Source organism: Vibrio splendidus (assembly GCF_003345295.1).
Lineage (GTDB): Bacteria > Pseudomonadota > Gammaproteobacteria > Enterobacterales > Vibrionaceae > Vibrio > Vibrio splendidus_K.
The window spans coordinates 647,853-670,888 of record NZ_CP031055.1; the positions used below are offsets into that span (position 1 = coordinate 647,853).

11 protein-coding genes are annotated in these 23,036 nt (G+C 46.9%); 4 read left to right on the plus strand and 7 right to left on the minus strand.

Going from position 1 to position 23,036, the window contains the following annotated elements; genetic code table 11:
- Positions 1 to 4 precede the first annotated feature (4 nt).
- From DUN60_RS02900 to DUN60_RS24955, 4 genes are read right to left on the minus strand one after another with little or no spacing between them, the layout of a single operon-like run.
- Complete coding sequence (locus DUN60_RS02900) at positions 5 to 6,013, minus strand: hotdog fold thioesterase (protein WP_114633124.1); 6,009 nt, start codon at positions 6,011 to 6,013, stop codon at positions 5 to 7.
- Positions 6,010 to 8,079, minus strand: coding sequence for a PfaB family protein (locus tag DUN60_RS02905; RefSeq protein WP_114633125.1), 2,070 nt, complete (start codon positions 8,077 to 8,079; stop codon positions 6,010 to 6,012). The genes DUN60_RS02900 and DUN60_RS02905 overlap by 4 nt, the downstream gene beginning before the upstream one ends.
- Positions 8,079 to 15,893: a type I polyketide synthase gene (locus DUN60_RS02910; protein ID WP_114633126.1), complete on the minus strand. Its 7,815-nt coding sequence runs from the start codon at positions 15,891 to 15,893 to the stop codon at positions 8,079 to 8,081. The genes DUN60_RS02905 and DUN60_RS02910 overlap by 1 nt, the downstream gene beginning before the upstream one ends.
- Positions 15,893 to 16,084 (minus strand): hypothetical protein, encoded by a 192-nt coding sequence (locus DUN60_RS24955; RefSeq protein WP_017098773.1) that lies wholly within the window; start codon positions 16,082 to 16,084, stop codon positions 15,893 to 15,895. The genes DUN60_RS02910 and DUN60_RS24955 overlap by 1 nt, the downstream gene beginning before the upstream one ends.
- A gap of 527 nt (positions 16,085 to 16,611) precedes the next feature.
- Between DUN60_RS24955 and DUN60_RS02920 the strand changes: the two genes are divergently transcribed.
- Positions 16,612 to 17,439: a 4'-phosphopantetheinyl transferase family protein gene (locus DUN60_RS02920; protein WP_114633127.1), complete on the plus strand. Its 828-nt coding sequence runs from the start codon at positions 16,612 to 16,614 to the stop codon at positions 17,437 to 17,439.
- Positions 17,440 to 17,459: 20 nt separating this feature from the next.
- Here the strand turns inward: DUN60_RS02920 and DUN60_RS02925 are convergent, their stop codons facing one another.
- Positions 17,460 to 17,867 (minus strand): thioesterase family protein, encoded by a 408-nt coding sequence (locus DUN60_RS02925; RefSeq protein ID WP_016784706.1) that lies wholly within the window; start codon positions 17,865 to 17,867, stop codon positions 17,460 to 17,462.
- Between the two features lie 346 nt (positions 17,868 to 18,213).
- Between DUN60_RS02925 and DUN60_RS02930 the strand changes: the two genes are divergently transcribed.
- The 3 genes from DUN60_RS02930 to DUN60_RS02940 all read left to right on the plus strand — a co-directional run bounded on the left by DUN60_RS02930 (position 18,214) and on the right by DUN60_RS02940 (position 21,394).
- Complete coding sequence (locus DUN60_RS02930) at positions 18,214 to 19,209, plus strand: TRAP transporter substrate-binding protein (protein ID WP_012604509.1); 996 nt, start codon at positions 18,214 to 18,216, stop codon at positions 19,207 to 19,209.
- Between the two features lie 65 nt (positions 19,210 to 19,274).
- Complete coding sequence (locus DUN60_RS02935) at positions 19,275 to 20,030, plus strand: TRAP transporter small permease (RefSeq protein WP_076671185.1); 756 nt, start codon at positions 19,275 to 19,277, stop codon at positions 20,028 to 20,030.
- Positions 20,031 to 20,032: 2 nt separating this feature from the next.
- The gene (locus DUN60_RS02940) at positions 20,033 to 21,394 is read left to right on the plus strand and encodes a TRAP transporter large permease (protein ID WP_004736074.1); all 1,362 of its coding nucleotides are present in this window, start codon (positions 20,033 to 20,035) and stop codon (positions 21,392 to 21,394) included.
- Positions 21,395 to 21,426: 32 nt separating this feature from the next.
- Here DUN60_RS02940 and DUN60_RS24505 read toward each other — a convergent pair whose 3' ends face one another.
- On the minus strand, positions 21,427 to 21,600 hold the full coding sequence (locus tag DUN60_RS24505; RefSeq protein ID WP_162838728.1) for a hypothetical protein: 174 nt from the start codon (positions 21,598 to 21,600) through the stop codon (positions 21,427 to 21,429).
- A 78-nt stretch (positions 21,601 to 21,678) separates the two neighbouring features.
- Entirely contained in the window at positions 21,679 to 23,028 is a 1,350-nt protein-coding gene (locus tag DUN60_RS02945; RefSeq protein ID WP_114633128.1) for a sigma-54-dependent transcriptional regulator, read from the minus strand.
- Positions 23,029 to 23,036 lie beyond the last annotated feature (8 nt).

The window sequence follows — 23,036 nt, forward strand, 5'->3', positions numbered from 1 at the left end:
CGGCTTATGCTTTATCGATAACAGGAGCTTCTTCGATACAAATTGCGATGTCTTTCACTTCATAAATACGCAGACCATCTTTGCTCAGGTTTGCGTCGCCAACGATGATGCGTTTGCCGTCTTCGTCTTTGATTGCAGTGATGTGTACATCCAGTGACATCTGTTTGTTCAGAGGGTTAATCTGACCACGGTATTTCCATTTCACTTCAGATTGGATTTGGCCAAATTTCGGATTGCGGAAGCCAGCGCCAAGATCTTTGTTTAGTGCGTAGGTTTGCATTAACTCGATGATCGCTTCGACACCTAGAGAACCTGGCATTACCGGGTCTTGATGGAAGTGGAACTGGAAGAACCAATCACTTGGGTCAATCGTACGCTCAGCGTATAGGTAACCCAGACCGTCTTTACCACCATCGCTAGTGATCTGCACTGTATCGATGAAGTTCAAACGACCGCCAGCCAGTTGGTAGTGCTCTTGCACTTCACCAGTAGCAGAAACAGGTGCATTAAAGTAACGACTCGTTTTGTCTAGCAAGTTGATGTTTACGTCTGGCGTGCGATTGTTATCAACGTGCCATGCGTGAGTCACTTTACCGTTGTCCAAACCTAATTGGTCTTTCAGTGCCGCGCCTTTGAAATAACCAAATACTGCCGTACCTTGGTAGAAAGGCACGCCGTCAGTACTCAGTTCGAAGCTGAAGCTCTGTACGATGTTGGTGCCCATCATTACTGTTGAAAGCAGACGAGAATCGTTGGTGATCGTTTTGCCACGCAAGTCGACGTTACGCAGCATTTTGCCGCTACCATCTAGGTTACGGAAAAACAGTTCTTCACCTGGGAAGCCCAGTGTTGTACCCATGTAGCCTGAGATGAAGCCATTTGGCTGCAGTGAAATCTCCATCAATACCGAGTAAGGCATCAAGGTCTGGTGGCTGTTTTCATCAAAGTACCATGCGTATTCTGGCACTTCGTATTCTGCAATACACGATGAAGGCTTCTTGAAGTCGCCACGCTTACCGTCGATCTCAACGACACGAGTGGTTAGCTGTAGGTCGCCACACGGAGTACGTGGTGGAATCATGCCACGGTAGATAGAGAAATCAGGACCGAAACATTTCTCGATATCACCCGTTGCGAACTCGAACATGTGATAAGGCGTGAACGGAACTGTGTCTGGCGTGCGGTTCGGGTAATCAGGCGTTACCGGAGCTTCAACGTGTTGAAGTGGAACTACACCTTTGTTTGGCGCTGTTGCTAGGTCTTCAATTTGAGCCATTAAGGGCGCATTAACTGAAGCCTGTTGGTTAACCGCTGGTGTTTGAGCGATGTGCTGAACTTCATTCTGCAACGCAGGTGTTGTGATAACCGTTTCATTTAGCGTTGGATTGACGGTTTCAGTTGTCTCTAAAGAAGGCAGGTAACGAGTACATTCGTCGTCTTCTTTGATCATCACACCCAAGTTTTGGAAATCAACAATCACTTTGCCGTTCAGCAAAATATCGATGTTAGCTTTCGCGTATGGGCGAGGGCTTAGACCAATCTCAGTTACTTCCATGCGGTAAGTCAGTTCTGCCGATTGTGGTAGAACTTGACCACGACAACGCACTTGTTGAGGGGCATTTTCAAGAGGTTGGAAACGACCATTTTGAACAAGCGTGTGCATGCCAAGATGCATCATGAAGAATTGAAGCAGTTGACCACAACCTTCTGCCATCAAAGAGCCAGCCATTACTGAGTCATCTTTGAAGTGACAAGGGAAGTACCAGTGCTCAGGCTCTAGCTGCTTGTGACCTTCAATCAGACCAAGTCCCCATGTGCCGCCTTGCGGTTCAACACGGCTAACCTTTTCGATCATCATGAACTTCTCTGAGCTGAAGCATAGAGAAGGCTGGTGGCTATTGGATTGGTGAGTTGGGCCAAAACATTCTGCAATGTTGGCAGTCAGTAGATGACGCAGTTCTTGGTGGTTAAACTGGGTTTTAGGACAGTGCAACATAGGGTTGAAGCGTTGCTTAGTGGCAAGTTTACGAGCCTTGATTTCATCTTCAGTGTGAATCACACCTTTGCCATCTGCTAGCTCTTCATCAGTGAAGAAGCCCGCACAGCCGTTATCCATTTTCAGGATCATCTTGTCGCCAACGAAACACTCGTACGAGAAGAAGAACAGCAATGTATCGCCATTGCGAGCAAAGTTGTTGATTGAGATATCGTAACGCAGCGTATCGCCACCACGAGGCAAGTCGCCAAGGAAGGTAAGCGTACAATCAAGCAGGCGATAAACACGCTCGCCTTTGTTTTCGAAATCAATGCCTAAGTAGCTGATCAGCATTAGGTCACACTGACCAGATTCAACCGCTACTGCCCAAGGGATCTGACCATCAACAAGATACGGCGCATCAACTGGGATGTCGTATTCGGTGGTCATTGTGCTTGGCTTGTACTCGTTAATGGTCGCGTTGAGCTTAGTCACACGAGATACCAATAGGTAATCGGTGGTTGGTAAACGAACGCGGCGCGAGTAGCTATCGATGATCGCGTAATCAGGACCAAATACGTTGGCGATGTCGCCTTCAGCGTATTCAACCAGGTCATCATAATCCCAGATACATGGCTTACGGATAGGTTTTACTGGTGCTGGCGTCGCAAGTACGTTTACTGGTGTTGACTGAACCTGAACTGGTTGAGCTTGAACAGGCTGAGCTGATGTTTGCTGACCAGTCGTTTGTTGACCATTTTTTTGTTGGCTAGTCGTTTGTTGAATCAGGGCATTGCTATCTAAACCAGATGTAACTGCGTTTAGCTGCGCTTTTAATAGTGCATCAGCCATTTGCATGCCTTGGGCACGAGTGTGCAAGAATGCTTTGTGTACTTGCTGCGCTGCTTGCTGGTTTTGAGCAAACGCTTGGTTGTGTGGTGCTACAGATGGTTGTGATGCTGCATCCGTATTAGCGTCGATATTCGATACGCCATTTTTAGCGGATAGGACATGAGTCATATTGCTGTGGTTACCTGTTAGCTGACTGTGGCGAGTTGGCGCCAGAGTAGGTGATACTGATGTAGGAGTTTCGATTACTGGCTCTACCGCGTTCTGCGTTAGTGCTTTCTTCTCTAACTCTTTTTGCGCAAGGGCTGCTTGAATGCTTGCTGTCGTTGGAACCGACGCCACTCTTGCTGCTTGTTTACCAGAAGCTTTCTGTTGAATCGTTGCTAAGTTAGTCACTGGGGTTTGGGCAATATGTTGATAGATATCGCGACCACCAAGAGTCACTTGCTTAACCAATTGACGTTTAGCATCGTTCGCCAGTTCATTGCTTAAACGAACCGATAGTGATTGAGATTCAACACTCGATTGGCTTAGCAACAGCTGTGAACATTGACCTTCACTGATGTTGGCAATAATCGCGCTCTTAGAGCTGACATTTGGATTCAGAGACTCAAGGTTCAGGTTGAGCAGGCCGTGTAGCAGGCTCGCCATGCCAGAGGCTGCAGAGCAATGACCAACACGTTGACTCGCTTGAGTCGTCTTGGTAACCCCTAAGTTGAGAGGTACAAGCTCGTGTGATGAAGTCTCTGGTGCATGGTTAAGCTCAAGCAGAGAAACATCGTTCGAGCTCATACCGACTTGAGTCAGTAACTCATCAACAACGGCGTTGTTACACTCGCTTGAGCCAAAGGCCAATGCGTTGATACTGCCGTAAGCCGTGTCTTGGTCACTAGCTACTCGGTTTTCTTCAACAAGAACAATGGCACCTGCGCCTTCACCCACATTCCAACTGCCGTCTTGCGGTTGTCCGAATTTTGGTGCGAGTGACACTGGGCTCACGCTGTTCTTCAGAATCACATGTTCGGCACTGCCACTAAGGTCAACGGCTGCAATCACGACGGCGTCCATGGATTCTTGCGACATTAGGTTTTGCGCGACATCGATACAACGAGCAACCGACTGTTCAGCGGCTGAAATCGTAAACGCAGGGCCGTTAAAGTCCCACAATGAAGAGATACGCGAAGCCATGATATTGCCGATGAAACTGGTGTATTGGTTCAGCTTGGCTGCGTCCATCACACTGTCCATCGCGATGGTTTCTAGCGATTGGTATTCATCTTGTGTTAGCTCAATACCCATGTTGGCAAAGCTGTCAGCCAATTGGCTATGCAGGTTTACGCGTCCACGGAATTGGTGCATCTCAAGCTCAGTTTCCATCGCTACCAGTACAGCAACCTTTTGGCCTGCCACGAGCTTGGCGTCTTTGATGGCTTCGTCTGCCACTTTCATCAGTAGCAACTGCTGAGAGATCAAACGGTCATCTTCATTAGGCGGCACTTTAAAGCGTAGGAAATCGAGATCGAATTGATCGATGTACGCTCCATTTGGAATGCCGTGTAAACCAAATTGACTCAGCAGTTCTGGATGTTGGTCTAAGCCTTTCCAGCGTTTCTTCGGCAATGCAATGAAAGCATCGTTGTTGGTCTCAATCGCTGTGCTTAGCGCATTGATGCTTTGCAGAGAACCGAAGTGAGACGCGAGGCCAGTAATGCTTAAATTGGACGGCTGTAGGCTTGGAGACGCTGACTCTAAAGTCTGGTTTACATGACTGGTGTCTGAATACGCTTCAAGCAATAAGTGAGCGTTACAACCACCGAAACCAAATACAGAAACACCCGCACAGCGCTCTGAGTTGCCCGCTTTACTTGGCCAAGGTTGAACCTGAGTTGGCAGAGTTTGTGAGCCAAATAAACCCTCTGGTGACGATAGTGGCTTGTCCAAATTAATACTTGGAGGAAGCACACCTTCTTTCATCGCGAAGATCATCTTCATGATCCCTGGCATACCCGCCGCAGTCAGTAAGTGACCGAGGTTTGACTTCGCAGAGCCAATCAATGGCGGGTTAGAGCCATTCAATTTGTCAGCAAAGAAACGCTCCATTGAGGTTAACTCAACCTTGTCACCTAATGGCGTGCCGGTTGCGTGACACTCAATCACTTCAATGCTGTCTGGTGTTAGGTTTGATGCCTCGTAAGCGCGTTCAAAGGCTTGTACTTGTCCTTTGCTATTTGGGCTTAATACGAACTGGCCACGGCCATCGTTCGACAAGCCAATACCGCTGACAACTGCGTAAATATTATCGCCATCACGCTCTGCATCAGCTAAGCGTTTTAGGACTAAAACACCAGCACCTTCGCCAGCAAACAGACCTTTACTGTTGCTATCAAACGGAACCGACACGCCGTGGTCTGGGTAAGCGTGGAAGATGGAAAAACCCATGTTGATAAAGAATGGGTCAGCACCGGATACCGCGCCCGCCAACATCATGTCGGCTTTGCCCGTGTTCAAGTAATCACACGCTAACTTCAATGAATACACTGAACTTGCACATGCTGCATCTAGGCTAAGTTGCACGTTGCCTAAACCCAATGCATCAGCCACTAACTTAGAGGCGTTGTGTGCCGCTGCACCATTGATAGGATTGAGGTCTTGCGCGGTTTCATTGGTTGGCAGCAGTGAAAACTGGTCATTAGCCAATTTAGCTTGTAGTGCTTTCTCGACCACCGAGTGATACATCGGCAGAAACAAGTCGTTTGAACGTGTGGTTGGGAACGAAAGGGCACCCATGATCACGCCTGTGCGTTCTAAAATATCGGCATTCAGATCAATGCCTGCGTCGACTAACGCCTTACGACTGGTATCCAAAGCCCATAGGAAACTCTGGTCAACACCGTTGAACGACTCTGCTGTTAAGCGGTAGCCATTGCTATCGAAATTGAAGTTTTCGATGTAGCCGCCTTTGTCACAGTAAAAGCGGTCTGATTCGCCTTGTACGCCCTGATAGCTTTCGGGTTTAGCACCTAACTTTTCAGCGCTTAATGTGGTTCGAGAATCTTTTTTATCTAGCAAGTTTTGCCAAAAGTCTTTTGGTGTATCCGCTTCTGGGTATTGGTTAGCAATACCGACAATCGCGATCTTATTGCACTTCACTTGCTGTTTGTTCTGAGCCTGATTCGATTGAGAACTCATACTAGCTCTCCTTGATGATTCACTGCACTGCCTTGAGACACACCACGTAATTGCTTAGTGGTGATCTGTTGTTTTAGCCCTTGGATAAGAGGCTCGACAGACAATGGGATTTGATGAGTAATGAGCTGACCAATGCATTTGATGAGCGTGACAACATCGTCACCGCCTTTGGCATTGGAAGCGATTGTGCAGTACTGGTCGGCTACGTCGTCGCTACGATTGATCTTGTCGATCAATGTGCTGGTTTGACGATCGGCACCCACTTCAACGAACAGGCGCGCACCTTGCTGACGTGCACTCTGGATCAACGCGGTGAAATCCAGCGTCGAACAGAAAGTGTCGGCAATCGAAAGGGCGATGCTATCGCTGTCGATATTGATTGGTGCGCCAGTCGGTAGACCTGCTGCGCTGATAAAGCGGATATGCTTTGGCAATTCGTCGAACAGTGGTTGCGTGTAAAATTCACGCACTTGGCTATGTTGGCTCAATGCTGGTGTGGTGTGCATTGCGGTAACACGATTCGCGGCAATGCCACGTTTACCCAGTTTCTTGAGTAGTGCACGACATGTGCTTTCACAACCTGCCAGTACGCAGGTGTCACCTTGGATGATAGCGAGATAAGCACGTGGAAACTCTGGCAACAGAGCCTCAATCGCTTGCGCATCACTGCGAACTACAAAGCTATTCCATTGGATGCTTTCGTCGCCGTTCAGCTGCCAATCTTGACGCACGGCGGTGAGCTCACCAGAAATAGCCGTGGTGAAGATAGGGCTAGTTTGAGTCATCTCAATCAACGCATGTGGGTTTTTCCAAACATTCAAGCTGGCCCACATGGAAGCTTCACCCTTGGAGTAACCCAAAGCGAAGTCTGGCTGCACTTTGAATTCATCACACAGCAGTTGTGTTAACAGATAACTACTGCCCACACCTGCAATTGCCAGTTCACTGAGCGACATTTCTTGCGCGTCTTCAGCATAGGTTTTGTCAGCCTGCAGCATCTCTTTCAAGTTACCCTCACGTTCTAAACGAGCAAATAACTGTGGGAAATGGTGGTGAAATTCACGCAACATACCGGGATAAACCGTGCCAACACCAGGGTAAACAAATGCAACACCACCTTTGCTTTGATGCATCGGTGAGAAACAACTGCCTGCTGGCGTTTTGTAGTGGCTATTGTCAGCCATTACTTTTGGCAACGCATTTTCTACCGCTGTGATCTCTTGTATTGCAGCATCAATTGAAGCTGCCTGAATCACGATGTTCGCGCCACGGCCAGCATTGTGCTGAACGCTTTGGAAGTGACTTAGGTTTGAATGCATCAAAGTGGCGATAGCAAGTTCGCTGTCCGATGAATCACTAACGCATTTAAGCTCTGCTCTTAACGAGGCTAGCTGAGAAACCAATCCAGCTTGGTCATTGCTAGAAACCACAAACATCAAACGCTCGCTCGATAGCAAGGGCTTTGGTTCTTGCAAACCGGTCGCTTGAGTCAATATCAGGCTGGTGGCTTTTTGGCTATCGTCACTGAAAGTTAACGCAGCAACACGTGCTTTGTTCGGCTCAGTGAACCAATAATTGTTAGGTAATGAATGGCTCGGTAATGAATCGCTCGGCAATGAACGGCTCGATATTGCATTCACCATATTCAACAACTCATTAAACTGCTGCGAAGCAGATAGGGCAGAGTATTGCTGTTGATGGTTTAAGTCTGAAGCGGGGCGGCGTGACATCTCTAGAGCAAGCTGAACGCTATCTCCATTATCTAGATCGAGAGTTTCGGCAAAGCCCGCTAAATTCGCGTGTGGGTGAATCTTATTCTGAGCAGCATTCAGCGCACTTAACATCAACAATGATGGTGAGTGAGAATCCAAACAGAGTTTAACAGCAGTGCCTTGATTTACAGTCTCAATCGCACGGCTAAGTGCTTGATTAAAATCGCCATCAACCACAACAGTTATCATGTCTGGGAACGAGGGGAATAAGTCGGCAGAAAGCTCAGCCGCGTTTGCTGGCTGAGCTAAAAGAGCGATGCGCAATGGCATCGCTTTATTAGAAGGAACAGTCACTATGACAATTGCTCCTTTTCTGGGTTCTTAGTCGCCTCTTTCTTCGATACTGCTGAGCTAGACTTCGGCAAAAATGCGTCGTTTAAGCTCTTGCTGATGGTGACTTTTGCACCTTTCATTACTGCGCTTAAACGACCATCTTGGTGGTAAAGCGAGATATCAGCTTGCAGCGAACGAGCCGTGCTTTTTATCACGCTCAGCTCTAGCCAACCTTGGCCACCATTGTGCATCGGTGCGTAACAAATAAACTCACCGATTGCAGACGGTAGGCTTGCCGCGCCGTATTTCAATCGAGCCCATACCAGCATTGCTTGCAACAGATAATCTTCAGCAAATGGCTGGCTATCACCAAAGCCTTGCTTAGGAATAAATGATCCGCAGTCGCTGTTTTCAATCTGAGGCAACTGGCATTGAGCCAATAAGCCTAAGTCGTCAAAGCGTTCGACTGAGGTAATACCTTGCAATCTTGGTCCATGAAACAGAGTACCGTCACTGTATAGAGCTTGTGCCGTTGTTACAGGTGCTGAAGTGTTGGCCTCAAAGCGTTTTACTGACGCTTGTTGAACATCTTCAGACACTTGCACAGAGGCAACTTGCAACTGAGCTTGATACTGTGGTCGCCCTTGGCAACTGATCACCGCTTTTAGCTGATCTTTTGATTTAGCATCAGAAGAAAGAACCAGATTCAGTTCTTGCACTTCATCAGTATCAAAAATCACACCCTTAAGCAGTTTGTAGTTGTGAACGCTAACGTTCACCCCTAACAGTTGCTCTGCCACTTCACGCATCCATTGGATGGCACACACTGTCGGTAACACTGGGTTACCAGCAATGCAGTGATCTTGAATGAAAGGCAATGCCTTTGGATCAAGATGACGTGTCACAGTGATGCTTGTATTCAGCGGACTCTTTGCAAGATGCACAGACTCCGCATTAAGCTTTTTTACAGCAGCTTCCTTGTTGTCAGAACCTTGCATGCTCGTACCAACCAGCAATTGAATGCCAGTTTCGTTCAGTAGTTGAGAGCTAAACAGCTCTGCACCTGCTTGAAGAGGAATTACGTACACACCACGTTCTGTGAACATACGTTTCAGTGCTGCGTTGACCATGCCACCGTCCCACGGTCCCCAATTGAAGCTCATCACTTTCGCTTGAGGGTTACGAGCAGATAGTTGTAGAGCCGCTTTGTTTAGGATCTCGTTAGACATCGAGTAATCACTTTGGCCAGTGTTTCCATAGAAACCCGCCGCCGAAGAGAACATCGCAATCAGTTTTAGCTTGCTGCTATCAAGACCACTAAGAACCGCTTCTAGTCCGCCCACTTTCGTGCCGTAAACCATGTTCAGTTCATCAAGCGTTTTATCTTGAATGTGTTTGTCAGCCAGTACGCCTGCACCGTGGATAAGACCCGTGATGCCTTCGAAATTCGCCAGTGTTTTCGCTACTGACTCATGGTTCGACACATCTAGACTTAGGTATTCAGCGCTCGCGCCAATCTCGTTGAAAGCGGCAAGTGCTGCGTTGATTTCAAGGCTGCTCAATACAGGCTTTAGCAAGGAATCAACTTTCTTCGGCGTTGGTTTGTCACCTGTTGCTTGTAGGTGTGCGATAGCCGCTGGTTTTAGCTCTTTCTCTTGCTTGCCTTGTGCCCACTGAGGTAGCTCAGCTGAAGTAATATGCTTACTACGACCTGCAAGAATGAAATGAGATTTACATTGCTTAGCAAGCGTCAGTGCACATTCAAACGTCACGCCTTTAGCGCCACCCGTAACCAGAACTTTGTCGCTCTTGGTGAGTTGAGCGCCTGTGTTTTTAGTTTGTGCAGCACCTGGTGTTGCAGCAATCAATGTTGCACGACCAGATTCACCGTTTTCCGCATGGCTAAGGCCGATTTCAACCGTGTTGGTGTCGATATCGAATAGTTCACCTGTGATAGCTTCAGCTAGGTGACGAGCATCAATAGAAGCGTCAGCATCCAATGCACGGCAGAATACGTTTGACCATTCATGGCTCAGTGTCTTAGTGAGACCAGATAGAGCCGCTTGGTTAAGTTCTGCATTCGCTAGTTGCTTAGCGTCCAGGTAACCAAAGCCACCATCGATACGGCTTAGTGTGAAGAACACGCTGCGACCAGAAATCGCATTCAGTTGGCCATTTAGGTGCTTCGCGAATAAGAACGCTGTCGTCAGTGAAGCTTTTGAGTCTGCATTCAAGTTAACCGCTTGCTCGTTGCTTTGTTTTGCATCAACGATAGCTTGTAGGTGAATGAAGCCAGCAATCAGTTTGTTCGACGTTTTAAGGTCTGCTTCGATGTCTTTAATAACCGAAGTCACACCAGTATCATCAACGCTGTTGAGTGTGTAGCTTGCGATTTCACTGTTTAAAGGTGACGCGGCAGAAAGAGCACTACGCACTACAGCAACTTGAATGCCGTTAGCGGTCAACTTTTCTGCTAGAACACCGGCGTTGTGACCATCATCTGTGATCACGACACAAGCGTCTTTTGAGAAACAATCGACGAGTTTATCTGCCGCTGGTAGCTTTTTTAGCGCCACCTCATTGTGTGGAGGAAGTTCCGCTGTCGCTGTTTCTGCGATAGGCGTTACTGATTCAGCTTTTGGAGTCGCTACGGGTGCAGCAGCGGATAGCTTGCTTTGCATGTAAGTAACGATTTCACCAAGCGTACGACACTCAGCTAGGTCTTCAGGGTTTAGTTCTGGCAGCGTTGGTAGCTGGTCTTGAACCGTACCTAGAATCTCAACGCGTTTAATCGAATCGATACCAAGGTCTGCTTCCATGTCCATCGCTAGGTCGAGCATTTCTGCTGGGTAGCCAGTTTTATCGGCAACTACTTCCATCATTGTTGATTGAACGTGAGCAGGGTTTAGGTCGTTGCTTACGCTTTCTGCAGCGGTTGCAGTTGCTTCTGGAGCAGGTGCAGCATTAGCGCCTAGCTTGCTGTTCATGCCTTTAGTATTCATGTAAGCAACGATTTCACCCAGAGTACGACACTCAGCTAGGTCCTCAGGGTTCAGCTCTGGCAATGTTGGTAGCTGGTCTTGAACCGTACCAAGGATCTCAACACGTTTGATTGAGTCGATGCCAAGGTCTGCTTCCATGTCCATTGCTAGGTCGAGCATTTCTGTTGGGTAGCCTGTTTTATCAGCCACTACGCTCAGCATTGTGCCTTGAACTTGCTCTGCGTTTAAACCGTTTGATACTGCTTGTACTGGTGCAGATGCTTGAGCAGCTACTGGAGCAGAAGCCGGAAGCTTGCTGTTCATGTAGTCAACAATTTCACCTAGAGTGCGACACTCAGCGAGATCTTCAGGGTTTAGCTCTGGAAGAGTCGGTAATTCGTCTTGTACCGTACCTAGGATTTCAACACGCTTGATTGAGTCGATACCAAGGTCAGCTTCCATATCCATTGCGAGGTCTAGCATTTCAGTCGGGTAGCCCGTCTTCTCTGCGACCACTTCTAACATGGTTTTTTGAACGACAGCCGCATCTAAACCGCTAGCTGCTTGAACTGAAGTTGCTGCAGTTTGAGCGACTACAGGTGCCGAAGCCGGAAGCTTGCTGTTCATGTAGTTAACGATTTCGCCAAGAGTACGACACTCAGCTAAGTCTTCAGGGTTTAGCTCTGGAAGAGTAGGCAGTTCATCTTGAACCGTACCAAGAATCTCAACACGTTTAATTGAGTCGATACCAAGGTCTGCTTCCATATCCATTTCTAGATCAAGCATTTCCGTTGGGTAACCGGTTTTCTCAGCAACCACTTCTAGCATGGTTTGTTGAACGACTTTCGCATCAAGACCGTTAGCGGCTTGAACAGGAGCAGCTGCGCTTGGCTGTGCTGCCACAGGCGCTGATGCTGGCATCTTGCTGTTCATGTAAGTAACGATTTCACCAAGAGTACGACACTCAGCTAGATCTTCAGGGTTCAGCTCAGGTAGGTTTGGCATCTCGTCTTGAACGGTACCAAGGATCTCTACGCGCTTGATTGAGTCGATACCAAGGTCTGCTTCCATGTCCATTTCTAGATCAAGCATTTCCGTTGGGTAACCCGTTTTCTCAGCGACCACTTCTAGCATCACTTTTTCAGCATCGGCTGATTGTACTGCTACTGGTGCAGCCACGGGAGCCGGTTGCGCTTTAACTGGAACAGGTTGAGCTGCAACAGGCACTGCCGCTTGAGCCGCTACTTGTGGTGCAGGAACGGCTTTCTGGACTGGAGCTTGCTGAACTGTTGTATTTTGAACTGGCGCAGCTTGTACAGGAGCAGCTTGTACTTGAGCTACAGGCTGTTGAACGATAGCTGTTGGAGTAGCTTGAATTACTGGCTGAGCATTTACTGGCGCAACGAAGGTTGGTTGTGCCGTTTGTACTGAACCTTGCGTCAGCATATTAAGTGCAGAGCTGTTGCTGTGTGCTTGCATCTCGAGGTAATGAGCGTGAGCTTTTAGCGTTTCAGCTTGGTGCTGGTGGAACATTTCCATAGAACGCTGTAGGTTCTCAGGAATTGCTACGCCTGCTGTTGCCATTTTCGCTTGCTCAGACATTAAGGTGTTGAATGTGTCACCATATTGCTGAGGAATCGCCAAGAATTGTTGATGTACTTCTGCTGCTTGTTGTTGAGCATTGAAGAACGACTGCAGTGAGGATTCATCAACCGTTACGTTAGACGGGGCTGTTTGAACCACTTGAGGCTGCTGAGCTGTTGTTGCTACTTGTGCGCTTGGTGCTGGAGCAGCTGACTGTTGTACATTTGAAGCTTGAGGAGCAGCCACAGGTACTTCAACGATTTCTGTTTTAATCACTTCTTTTTCCACGATTTTCTCGACTTCAACTTTCACTTCAACAATCTCAGTCTTTTCGGTGACGTTGCCCGAAGCCAATGATTGATCCATTTTCTTACGAGTAGCAGGGCTGATGTAGTTGGTTGCATTCAGCTTGATGTTCATTGGTGATGCCTTTGCAGGTTCAGCAATGTCAGCTTGGTAAGGGTCAATGTTGTCTAATGAAACACCTGCCACGCACAGTTGAACTGCAGCTAAACGAAGCTGTTGGTCACTGTCGCCTTTAGGGCTTGGGTTGATGCTGATTGCGTAAAGCTCTTCGTTCTTATCAGCCAATGTTTTCTCAACCAGCTTTTGAAGAATGTTTTTAGGACCGAACTCAACGAATACGCGCGCGCCTGCTTCATACATCGCTTCAATTTGCTCACTGAAACGAACCGATTGCAGCATGTGTTGCTTGAATGCTTTCTTGATCGCTTTCGCGTCTTTGCTGTGCAGTTTGCCCGTTGCGTTTGAGTAAAGCGGCAGCGTTGGAGCGCTAAATGAAGCTTTGTCAATTGCAGCAGCAAATGGTTTTTGAGCGTGAGCAACAAGTGGAGTGTGGAACGCGCCAGATACAGGCAGAGCGATTGCTTTGAAGCCTTGTTCTGTCAGCGTTTGTGCTGCTTGTTGAACCGTCGCAGTTGGACCTGCAATAACCAGTTGAGTCGGGGCGTTGTAGTTGGCAATGCTCACGCCTTCGAATTGACTGATGCAGCTTTCAACGGCTGGAAGCTTGTCTGCGTCTAGGATGACCGCAAACATAGTACCGCTGTCGCCTTGTTCAGGTGTCGCAGCCATAGCATCGCCACGAGCGAAAGCTAGCTGGTAGTAATCGTCCTGCGAGATAACACCCGATGCGCATAGTGCACTTAGCTCACCAAAGCTGTGGCCTGCGACCATGTCAGCTTTGAAGCCAGCTTGAGTCATGATGTCGAACTGGCCCATAGACACAGTACCAATCGCACTTTGAGCATTGGCCGTGTTGGTTAACACCGCTTCTTGAGCTTTGGTTGCTTCTGGTGTGAAGGTTGGAATTGGGAACAGAATTTGCGACAGAGCCGTTTTCTTGTGTTGACCAAATACCTGATCCGCTTGAGCAAGCTGTTGGCGCATTTCAGGGTAATGACAAGCAAGCTCGCGACCCATGTTGAGGTATTGCGAACCTTGACCTGCAAATAGCGCTGCTACTTTACCTGCACCGTTTTCAGCAATCAGTGCCGACTCGCGATAGCTAGTGCCGTTTGGCATCTGCCAATGTGCTTTGGTTTGGCTCTCAAGCATAGAAACCGCTTGAGTCAGTTGCGCTTGAAGGTCTGCTTGGTCAGTCACGACTAAACCAAGACGAGCGTGCTTAGCGTTAACTTCATGCAAGCCATGTTGCTCAGCAAGCGCTTCTAATTTGAACGCAGCATCGGCAGCTTGAGTTGAAATCTGCTTGAGCTCATTGATCAGTGCTTGACGAGATTCTGCGCTGAACAGCAGAGTTTGCGGTACTTGGCGCTGACGGTATTTATCACCGCGAGCGTGCTCAGGTGTGTACTCTTCCAATACAACGTGGAAGTTAGTGCCACCAAAACCGAATGAGCTGATACCTGCACGGCGTGGTGTGCCGTCGACACGTTTCATCCAAGGACGTGTTTGTGTGTTTAGGTAGAACGGTGAGTTTTCGATATCCAACTTAGGATTCGGAGCCGATACGTTGATCGTTGGCGGCAGTACTTTGTGGTGCAGTGCTAATGCAGCTTTGATTAAACCTGCAGTACCCGCGGTTGATTTAGTGTGACCAATTTGAGATTTCACAGAGCCTAACGCAATGTGTTGCTTCTCGTCATTGTTCTCACTGAATACCGAGTTTAAGCCACCAAATTCAGCCACATCGCCCGCTGCAGTACCTGTACCGTGCGCTTCTAAAAGGCCAAGTGTGTGCGGTGCGAAACCAGCATCATCGTAAGCACGTTTCAGTGCTTTTGCTTGTCCTTCAGGGCGAGGTGCGTAAATACTCTTGAACTTACCATCCGAAGAAGAACCGACACCTTTTATCACGGAGTAGATTCTGTCGCCGTCGCGCTCTGCATCTTCAAGACGCTTAAGAGCAACCATGCCGATGCCTTCACCAATCATCATGCCTTTTGAGTCGATGTCGAAAGGTTGAATGGTTTCATTAGTAGTGAATGCTGGAGTTTTAGAGAAGCTCATGTACATGGTTGGTGAGTTATCAGTACACACACCACCTGTGATCATCATTTCACTGCGGCCTTCAACCAGCTCACTTAGAGCCATACGCATTGCGGCTAGAGAGCCCGCACACGCAGCATCAACTACGCAGTTGATGCCACCAAGGTCAAAGCGGTTAGCAATACGACCTGAAATTACGTTACCCAATGAACCAGGGAATGAGTTCTCTTCCCAGTGGATGTATTGGTCTTGGAATTTTTTGATCAGCATTTCGCTGTCGTTGTCGCTGATACCACTGCTCTTGAAGACTTTTTTCAAAACAGGGTATTGCAGACGAGCATTCAGGCTTTGAGCGATCTTCTGACCACCACCAACACCGAGCGTGATACCGATCTTATCGCGATCGTAGCCTTCAGGCAGCTTGGCATCTTCAAGTACTTCTTTTGCAACGATCAAAGAAAGCAGCTGAGAAGTGTCTGTCAGTTCTAGGATGTTTGGCGGAAGACCGAACTCCATAGGGTTGAAGTCTACTTTAGGGATGAAACCACCGCGCTTACAGTAAGACTTGTCTGGCGTAGTACGATCTGAGTCGTAGTAATCTTCTGGACGCCAGTGCGTATCTGGTACTTCAGTAATGGCATCAATTTTTTCGCTGATAAGATCCCAAAATTTATTCAGGTAACGAGAGTTCGCAAACATGCTCGCCATACCAACGATAGCGACAGGCATATCTTTAAGGCGTTTATTCAGTCGAGAATCGTCGACTGATTCCGGTGTATTTGTCTCGGGTTGGCTCATTATGAGTCTCCACTAGAAATCACAGAAAGTGATGTCGTGTTTTGAGGCTGCGCTTTTAAAGCTATAGAAAGAAAATCTGAAACAGACTTAGGGAAGCGCAGCTGAAAATTCAGGTTGCTGAGTGGCGGCAACCAGATAGAAATTAGTTTTTCGAAGTGCGTTGACTTACGAGAGTAGGGGAGGTGTTTCATGCGCGACGGTGGCATTCAAATGTTGAGGCGATGTCCATTAAAATCCTGTTCAAAGTCTGACTAAACGACAAGTCGGTATCCGCAAAGAAAACGTGTGAATTTGTTTAATGGTTGAGCAGGCTACCCGAGGTGAGTGGTCGATACAATGCTCCCAGAGGCCACTATGATCTGTTCAGACCAGATGAATTTGGCATGGTTTTGATTTTTGTATTTTTAATTTAATTAACTTATTGATAATTAATGGGTATGGGTTGTTTTTTAGTGTTTTTACTCTATATTTTGACTTGGTGAGATCTATGTCATATTTTTGTAAGTAACATTTAATGGATGCCTCTTGTATAAGGCTAAGTGTGATCTGTGTTTTAATTTGTTATTATTTGAAAAATTAGTTTTAAGTCCTCATATGAAGGGGGTTTCCCTCCCGTATTCTCTAGGTTCCACTTAATTCATAGGTGAGTTAAATTTGTTCGATTGGATTGTTCCAATCGTGTTTTGAAGAGTGATTTATAGAAGTGAGTTCGAGTTAAATGAAAACTCCCGTTGTTGATTTGTGGCTATGTTCTCTGAGTAACTTGAATGACCAGCCAGACAATGTATCTCAGCTCAAAAAGAGACTGACAGCCGATGAGATTGCCAAAGTTGAGCGCTATCGAATGCCCTCATCTCAAATTCAGGCCCTGTATGTTCGAAACTACCTAAGAAAGGTGCTGTCTAGCTATTCTGATTTGATGCCTGAAGCGTGGCGCTTTGAATATGGTGAGAAAGGGAAGCCAAGGTTAATTGAGAAACAACAAATAGAAACTGGCCTGAATTTCAATATCAGTCATAGCAAAGAACATTTGTTAATCGCAGTTTGCCAGAGAGAAGGGAAGTCACTTCAATTAGGCGTCGATATCGAACATGCCAGAAGCTCGACCAATATCGACTCGATCATGAAGCACTATTTTTCAGATACGGAATTGACGGATTTACTTGAGCTCAGCAAAGAAGAACAAAGAGAGCGCTTTTTCGATCTGTGGGCGCTGAAGGAGTCGTATATCAAAGCGACGGGCAAGGGGCTAGCTACATCGTTGCGAAGCTTTTCGTTTGATTTCTCCAATCTGACGGAGCAAACACTGTCACTTCACGCTTCGGATTTTCAGCCAAACTTGCCGGATGAAATTAGATTGCATGGTGAAATCAGCATATACAGTGGAGTTGGGTTGGATGTTACTGAGCAAACCGATAGTTCTACAGATTGGCAATGTTGCTTAGGGCAGTTGGATGAGCAGTATCGATTTGCGGTTACGCTTGGTGGGGCGAGTCTTCTAATGCAATTAGAGATGAGAACTTTTTCGTCGTCTCATCTCTTTTAAGCGAGTTTGGTGAGATGAAGTTAGTTCGTTTCGCCAAGCATCGCTTTTAATACTTCAGCAGGCACGGGCTGCAGTTGCTTGTCTTTGTCTAGGCAAACCATTTCGATATCACCAATCACCGCAGGTTTGGTTGCATCTTTACGCCACACTTCTTGTCGCCATAGCGTTTTGTATTTGCCATCAAGTTCAAAAGAGGTTCGGATGTCGCAGATCTCAGCGAACTCAACCCCATCTTGAAAAGTCATGTTGGCTTTATATACCGCAAAACCTAATCCATGTTCATTCCATAATGTTGCCAGTTTATCGCTACCCAATACATGTTCGCGTGCACGCTCAAAGTACTTTAGAAAGTTAGGGTGATAAACCACACCTGAGTGATCGGTATCTTCATAGTAAATTTGTACTGGGTGATGGTAGATCTGGCTCATTGATATCAACTCTTATTAAGTAGCGTTGTAGTAAATCTGACTAAGTTGTGCAGCACTCTACAGGATAGGTAGAAATTACTTCAAGGCATCATCGTGAAAGGGGCTTTTGGTCAGACCTCATTTATCACTGATGCTTTGGTCAACTCCCACCCATTTACAAATATTCGATGTGTCATTTTCCACCCATTAATTTTTGCAGCGAGTTGGCGATTGCAGCAGGCAGATATCATGAAGCCTTATAGTTAAAGGGTTGTTAATGGTTTGTGTCAATGTGGCGCGTTAATTGCCTTAGTGAAAGCACGCAGTTCCCATTGAAGGGCTGCTTTGTTTACTAAGGAGAATAATAATGTTTAAGCCTCTTACCCTGCTGTCTGTATCTGCTCTGGCGCTCACAAGTTTTAATGCTGCTGCAAACTGTGACCCAGGTGAAATCGTGATTAAATTCAGTCATGTAACCAATACCGACAAGCACCCGAAAGGCATTGCCGCTTCTTTACTGGAAGAGCGAGTAAACACGGAAATGAATGGCAAAGCTTGTATGCAAGTTTTCCCAAACTCAACACTCTACGATGATAATAAAGTACTGGAAGCCCTGTTAAATGGTGATGTTCAAATGGCGGCACCATCGCTGTCTAAATTTGAGAAGTTCACTAAGAAATACCGCATTTTTGACCTTCCTTTCCTATTTGAAGACGTAGAAGCTGTTGACCGTTTCCAAAACTCAGAGTCTGGCGAAAAGCTGAAGAACGCGATGAAGCGTCGTGGTCTACAAGGCCTAGCGTTTTGGCACAATGGCATGAAACAGATGTCAGCAAACAAACCTCTTATCAATCCTGAAGACGCGGAAGGTTTGAAATTCCGTGTTCAAGCATCAGACGTATTGGTTGCTCAGTTTGAACAACTGGGTGCTAACCCACAGAAGATGTCTTTCAAAGAAGTATACGGTGGCCTACAAACTAAGGTTATCGATGGCCAAGAGAACACATGGTCAAACATCTACGGTAAGAAGTTCTTTGAAGTACAAGACGGCGTGACTGAAACCAATCACGGTATCTTGGATTACCTAGTTGTAACGTCAAACGACTTCTGGAAAGACCTACCTGAAGATGTACGTACGCAACTTGGCACTATCGTTCAAGAAGTGTCTGAGACGCGTAACGCAGAATCTTCAAAAGTTAACCTAGCGAACAAAAACAACATCATCGAAGCGGGTGGTGAGGTTCGTACGCTTACGCCTGAACAGCGTGAAGCATGGGTAACTGCGCTTCAACCAGTATGGAAGAAGTTTGAAAAAGACATCGGTTCAGATCTTATCGATGCAGCGTTAGCTTCAAACCAATAACACCGCTAAAGGAGTGGCGTGCATTTCGCCACTCCTTATTAAAATAACTATAAGCGGAGTCAATTATGGATAATCCTCAAATGGAACAACCAAATTCTAGCGAATCAGCACTGGAAACCTCTCTTTTTTCCAAAGTCGGAAGAGTTACGGATGTGATTGAAGAGTCATTAATCGCATTTTTCCTTGGCGCAATGACGCTACTTACTTTTGCCAATGTGGTGTTTCGATACGCATTCAACGACAACATCTTATGGGCACTGGAATTGACCGTGTTCATGTTCGCTTGGATGGTGTTAGTAGGCGCATCTTATGGCGTCAAAAAGCACTTCCACATTGGCGTTGATGTGATCATTAACCTTGCCCCAGAAAAGCTACGTAAAGTGTATGCGTTAATCGCCGTCACAAGCTGCCTAGCATTCTCAATCTTACTTCTTATCGGTTCTTGGAATTACTGGTACCCGTTCGCGACTGAGCGCGCTTGGTATGAAACCGATGATATTCCAATGCCAGAGATGCTTCAGTTCCTTGCCGACTGGCTGAATGAAGGCGAACGATACGAGAAATTGCCACGTTTTATTCCTTACATGGCACTGCCGATTGGTATGGCAATGCTGACGTTCCGATTCATCCAAATCGCTTATCAAGTGGCGACAGGCAAACTTGACCGCATGATTGCGGGCCATGAAGCCGAAGAAGAGCTGGATGCATTGAAAGCTGATGTTTTAGCGGGTTCTGATGAAGACGCGACAGCGGTATTGGATTCGACTAAGCAAAACAAGGCGAATGAGTCGGGTACAAAATCTAACGGTAAGGAAGACTAATCATGGCAATGTTATTTCTATTTTTAATGGTAATTGCTTTCATGTTGGTCGGTGTGCCAATTGCGATTTCCCTCGGTTTATCAAGCGTCATATTCTTATTGATGCATTCAGATGCGTCACTAGCTTCGGTTGCACAAACGCTGTTTAATGCATTTGCAGGCCACTACACACTCTTAGCGATCCCTTTCTTTATCTTGGCCTCTAGTTTCATGTCTACAGGTGGTGTGGCGAAACGTATTATCCGTTTTGCTATCGCAATGGTCGGCTGGTTCCGCGGCGGTTTAGCGATGGCGTCGGTTGTGGCATGTATGATGTTCGCAGCGTTATCTGGATCGTCTCCAGCAACGGTAGTGGCAATCGGTAGTATTGTTATCGCTGGTATGATCAAAAACGGCTACACAAAAGAGTTCGCGGCAGGGGTTATCTGTAATGCGGGTACTTTGGGTATCTTGATTCCACCGTCAATCGTGATGGTAGTTTACGCTGCGGCGACGGATGTATCTGTAGGTCGTATGTTCCTCGGTGGCGTGATTCCTGGCCTGTTGGCAGGTGTGATGTTGATGATTGCTATCTACATTGCAGCACGTATTAAGAAGATTCCTGCACAGCCGTTTGTGGGCTGGGGTGAGATGTTCGCAGCAGCAAAAGACGCAAGTTGGGGTCTGCTACTGATTGTCATCATTTTGGGTGGTATCTACGGCGGTATCTTTACACCGACGGAAGCGGCGGCTGTTGCAGCGGTATACGCGTTCTTTATTGCCAACTTTATCTATAAAGATATGGGGCCTTTCGCTGACAAGAAGAATACAAAGCCTGCTTTGGTTAAGGTGTTCCAAACCTTCTTCCATAAAGATACCAAAGACACGCTCTATGATGCAGGTAAGCTGACGATCATGCTGCTGTTTATCATTGCCAATGCTCTGATTCTTAAGCATGTACTGACAGAGGAACGCATTCCTCAGATGATCACTGAGTCTATGCTTTCTGCAGGCTTAGGTCCGATCACCTTCTTGATTGTGGTGAACGTTCTACTCTTGATTGGTGGGCAGTTCATGGAGCCATCAGGCTTGCTGATCATCGTTGCGCCATTGGTATTCCCAATTGCAATTGCACTGGGCATCGACCCCATTCACCTAGGCATCATGATGGTTGTGAACATGGAGATAGGGATGATAACGCCGCCTGTGGGGCTCAATTTGTTTGTGACCGCCGGGGTCGCGAAGATGTCGATGATGAACGTGGTAAAAGCAGCGTTGCCGTGGGTTGGCGTGATGTTCTTGTTCTTGATTATCGTAACTTACGTACCTTGGGTATCAACATGGTTACCGACCACGTTGATGGGGCCAGAGATAATCACTAAGTAGATAGTGAAGTAACAACGAAGTGATGAGGAGGGTTAAACCTCCTCATCGATAATCTTGCCATATCTAGAACCTGAATCAATCTGCTCATACAGCGCTCTTTTTGCCTCTAATTCTGGCGTGTATAGATCGACATGATTGTCAGTATAAAAAACACCATCTATCTCGAAAGTATCGGTGATCGAGGGAACTCTTGTTTTCTCACCCATAGTTATTTCCTTATTACTTTGATTGCATAACATCCTGTTATCAAAATAAGTATAGGTGATCTTGCTCCCAAATCTAATTTAGTTTTCGTTTTGTCTGTATGACTCTTTCACTAGCTGGTGTTTTTGCATCTTATCGTAGAGTGTTTTTCGGGGAAGTTGCAGCCGATCCATCGTCTCTTTGATGCTGCCATTACACTCAATAAGCGCTTGCTTTAACGTGTTTTTCTCAAAATCACAAACCAGTTCTGCTAACGACAAATGTTGGGTCGACTCCGAAGTACTGTCTGATAAGTGAGATAGCTTGCCTAAAAGTACGAAACGCTCCGCAGTGTTACGCAATTCTCGTACATTTCCCGGCCAATCGTGGGCTAAAAGCTCGTGCAGTTCTTTCTGTGGAATTGCCGGGGCTGTTTTGCCATAACGTGCCGCAGCGACCAGTAAGAAGTGGTGGAAGAGTGCTGGGATATCTTCTTGGCGGCTTCTCAACGGCGGTAAATCTAGGGTGACAACATTCAATCGGTAGTAAAGGTCTTGTCTGAAAGTCCCTTCTTCAGCTGCCTTTTTCAAGTCAACTTTGGTTGCGGCGATTACTCGAATATCAAGTGGGACCAATCCGTTTGAGCCAACTCTTTCGATGACGCGTTCTTGCAAGACACGTAACAGGCGAATTTGTGCCTGCATCGGCATAGATTCGATCTCATCTAAGAATAGGGTTCCGCCTTGAGCAAACTCGAACTTGCCAATGCGTTTACTCTCAGCACCTGTGAATGCGCCTTTTTCATGGCCATACAACTCACTTTCAATCAGATTTTCTGGAACCGCCCCGCAATTGACGGCAACAAAGTTTTGTTCTCGTCGACTGCTTTGCTCATGTAGGGATCGTGCGACTAATTCTTTGCCCGTGCCTGTCTCACCAAACAACAAAATATCGGCGTTAGTGTCGGCAACGTGGGTGATGATAGAACGCAGATCGGTCATTGATTGCGTGTCACCAATGATTCTTGGTCCAAGCGCTTTACTGGCCTTGAGAGAGCGCTTTAATTCAAGATTCTCAAGGGTAAGTTGGCGTTTTTCTATCGCTCGCTTAGTAGTTTCGATTAGACGTTCATTGGCGAACGGCTTTTCAATGAAGTCATAAGCGCCGTCTTGGATCGCTTGCACGGCCATGGAGATATCGCCGTGGCCAGTGATCATGATTACGGGGACTTCTTTGTCTTTGTGCATTACGGTGTTGAGCAAGTCATGCCCGGAAATACCCGGTAAACAGATATCAGTGATGATTACGTGGGGTAAGCCGTTCTCTTGAATTGCGAGCAGAGCAGATTCGGCATCGGGAAAGAACTCCGCTTCAATATCGGCGAGCTCAAAGCTCTGTTCAATCGCCATTCTTAGATCGGATTCATCATCAATGAAATAGACGTGACACATAGTGATTC

Excerpts from the sequence above, each read along its gene's own strand:
- DUN60_RS02900 (WP_114633124.1), bottom strand. The coding sequence starts at position 6,013 with ATGAGTTCTCAATCGAATCAGGCTCAGAACAAACAGCAAGTGAAGTGC.
- DUN60_RS02910 (WP_114633126.1), bottom strand. The coding sequence starts at position 15,893 with ATGAGCCAACCCGAGACAAATACACCGGAATCAGTCGACGATTCTCGA.
- DUN60_RS24955 (WP_017098773.1), bottom strand. The coding sequence starts at position 16,084 with ATGAAACACCTCCCCTACTCTCGTAAGTCAACGCACTTCGAAAAACTA.
- DUN60_RS02920 (WP_114633127.1), top strand. The coding sequence starts at position 16,612 with ATGAAAACTCCCGTTGTTGATTTGTGGCTATGTTCTCTGAGTAACTTG.
- DUN60_RS02925 (WP_016784706.1), bottom strand. The coding sequence starts at position 17,867 with ATGAGCCAGATCTACCATCACCCAGTACAAATTTACTATGAAGATACC.
- DUN60_RS02930 (WP_012604509.1), top strand. The coding sequence starts at position 18,214 with ATGTTTAAGCCTCTTACCCTGCTGTCTGTATCTGCTCTGGCGCTCACA.
- DUN60_RS02935 (WP_076671185.1), top strand. The coding sequence starts at position 19,275 with ATGGATAATCCTCAAATGGAACAACCAAATTCTAGCGAATCAGCACTG.
- DUN60_RS02940 (WP_004736074.1), top strand. The coding sequence starts at position 20,033 with ATGGCAATGTTATTTCTATTTTTAATGGTAATTGCTTTCATGTTGGTC.
- DUN60_RS24505 (WP_162838728.1), bottom strand. The coding sequence starts at position 21,600 with ATGGGTGAGAAAACAAGAGTTCCCTCGATCACCGATACTTTCGAGATA.
- DUN60_RS02945 (WP_114633128.1), bottom strand. The coding sequence starts at position 23,028 with ATGTGTCACGTCTATTTCATTGATGATGAATCCGATCTAAGAATGGCG.